This is a genomic window from Corallococcus praedator (assembly GCF_003612125.1).
Lineage (GTDB): Bacteria > Myxococcota > Myxococcia > Myxococcales > Myxococcaceae > Corallococcus > Corallococcus praedator.
In genome coordinates this window covers 1-2,677 of record NZ_RAWI01000667.1, presented here as the reverse complement: position 1 = coordinate 2,677, position 2,677 = coordinate 1, and the positions used below count along the sequence as shown (strand labels likewise).

Annotated in this window: 1 protein-coding gene; it reads left to right on the top strand. The window is 70.5% G+C overall.

The annotated features are described in order from the left end of the window. Window positions 1-490: 490 nt before the first annotated feature. Entirely contained in the window at window positions 491-2,668 is a 2,178-nt protein-coding gene (locus D7Y13_RS40600) for a methyl-accepting chemotaxis protein (RefSeq protein ID WP_120631018.1), read from the top strand. Window positions 2,669-2,677 lie beyond the last annotated feature (9 nt).

Below are 2,677 nucleotides of genomic sequence, written 5' to 3'. Positions count from 1 at the left end.
CCCCCTGGATCATCACCACCGGAGGCCCCTCCCCCTCCACGAACCCGCTCAGCGTGCAGCCCCGGTGCGGCGTGCCCCTGCGGGCGGAGGGGGAATCCATGGCGTCTCCTGAAGGAAAGCCGCGCGGAGGTGACACGCACGGTGAAGTCGAAGGCTACTTCGGAGTCCGCTCCGTGTGGGGCAGCCCAGGCCCGGATCCAGCGCCAGCCGTCTCTCCGCACCCGACGCATCAGGTCCCCACCGAAGGGAACCCGGTCGCGGCCACGGACACGCCCTGACAGAGAACAGCCTCCCGCGTGAGACAACCCGGTGAGACACCCTCCAGGCAGGGCGTCACATGAAAAACCCAGACACCGGTTACATGTTTTACGGGCCTGATCAGCGACGGGTTCCCATGCGGAGAGCGCGTGCCCGAGCCAGCAGGCAAGGCGGGGAGGCATCGGGGACCCATTTTACAGAGGACCCCCAGGCGCTAGAGCATCTGTTTCAAATGGGTCAATCCTGCCTTTTCACCTTCGACCTCCATCACGGGTTCGCTCGTTTCAAGAACACCCGGCACGGGAACGTTTCACGGCTCGCGGCCCTGGTGGGCTCCGCGCTGCTGCTCGTCCTCGCGTGGGCCCCCGCCGCGCACGCGGAGCCGACGCAGGCGACGACGACGGTGCCCGCGCTCGAGGGCTGGCGCTTCCGCTGGGGCGACTCACCCATTGAACCCGACGGCGTGCCCACCTGGGCGAAGCAGGCGGAGACGACGGAGGGCTGGCAGCCCATGACCGCGCTCAAGGAGCCGCCGGAGCGTGGGGACCGCACGATGCTCTGGCTGCGCATCCCGGTGCCCGCGGGCCCGTGGCTCGAACCCGCGCTCTTCCTGGGCAACGTCGCCAACGCCTTCGAGGCCTACGCCGACGGGCAGCGCATCCACGCGAGCGGGAAGCTGGCCCCCCAGGGGAAGGAGACGATGGCGAACATGGCCTGGCACGTGGTGCCCCTGCCCCCCTCCAGCGTGGGCCGGCACGTGCTGCTGCGCATCCAGGGCACGGGGCCGGCCATCGGCGTCACGCGCGATGCCCGGGTGGGCGGGCGCTATGACCTGCTCGCGGCGGAGGCGCGCCGGGGCCTGCCGCCCTTTGTCATGGGCATGCTGCTGATGGCCATCGGCCTGACGTCCCTGGGCGCCGCCATCCTGCGCCGCCAGCAGCGGTTGCTCGTCGCGCTCGCGGTCTTCGCCGTGGGCTCCGGCATGCTCCTGCTCGGCTCCAGCACCATGTCCACCGCGCTCTGGAACGCGGAGGCCAGCGGGAGCGTCCTCACGCTGCTGGGTTCGTACGCGGTGCTGCCGGGGCTCGCGTGGTTCATCTCCGATACCGCGGGTCCGGACAAGCTGCGCTGGTTCCGCCGGTTCGCGGCGGTGGTGACCGTGCCCGCCGTCTTCCAGGCCGTGCTCGCGCTCATCGACCTGGGGGCCGTGTGGCGGCTCCTGCCCGCCTTCATCCTCTATTCGCTCCCCGGCCTCATGGTCTGCGTCGCCGTCGCGGCCATCCAGGCGTTGCGGGGTGACGTGGATGCGCGCATCTTCGTCGCCGGGCTCTGCGTCCTCACCTTCGTCCTCTTGCTCAGCACGCTGCCCATGCTCGGCCTGATGGAGGCCACCGACAGCCAGGTGCACTGGGGCTTCCTCGCGGTCACGCTGTCGCTCGTGGGCATCGTGGCGCGCCGGTCCTCGTTGGTGGTGCGCTCGCTGGCGGAGCACGCCCAGTTGCTGGACGCGCGGCGCAAGGAGGTGCGGGCCCTGGCCCAGAGCATGGGCCGAGGCGCGGATGAGCTCGCCGCCGTCGTGCAGCAGCTTCGCACCACCAGCGAGGAGCAGACCGCCGGCATCAGCCGCCAGGCGTCGGCGCTCCAGGAGCTGGAGCAGACGGTCCAGGAGATCCGCCAGGGCTCGCACGTGACGGCCGACAAGGCCCGCATGCTGGCGGCCTCGGCGGAGAGCGCGGAGCGGGTGGGACGCGAGGGTGGCGCGGCCATCGACCGCACGCTGTTGGACCTCGCGGCCATCCGCTCCGAGGTGTCGGAGATGGCCGCGCGCATCCTGGCGCTGGACGAGCGCACCCGGGAGGTGTCCGGCATCGTGGATGACGTGAAGACGCTGGCGGATCAATCCAACATGCTGGCCATCAACGCCGCCATCGAGGCGGTGCGCAACGGCGACAGCGGCAAGGGCTTCAGCGTGGTGGCGAAGGAGATGCGCAGCCTGGCGGACCAGTCCATCCGGGCCACCCAGCGCATCCGCGACGTGCTCGACGGCGTGAGCGCGACCATGCGGGAGACGGCGAAGATGAGCGAGCAGGGCGAACAGCGCGTCCAGGTCAGCCTCAACGCGGTGCGCACCTCCGGATCGCAGCTCCAGAAGCTCACGGGCATCATCGGCGACACCAGCGGCAGCGTGCGGATGATCACCGAGGCCGTGGCCCAGCAGGACACGGGCACCTATCAGATTGCCCAGGCCATCCAGGAGCTGTCCGGCCAGATGCGGCGCACGCTGAAGGTCGTGGAGGAGACGCAGACCGTCACCCGCTCCGTCCAGACGCTGGCGGAGAGCATGTCGGGGATCGCCAGCCGAGCGCTCAAGTCCGGCACGCTGGACGAACAGCAGCCTGAAGCCGCGTGACGCCAGGGC

What these genes read in the sequence shown, in the direction of transcription:
- D7Y13_RS40600 (WP_120631018.1), top strand. Translation starts at nt 491, where the DNA reads ATGGGTCAATCCTGCCTTTTCACCTTCGACCTCCATCACGGGTTCGCT.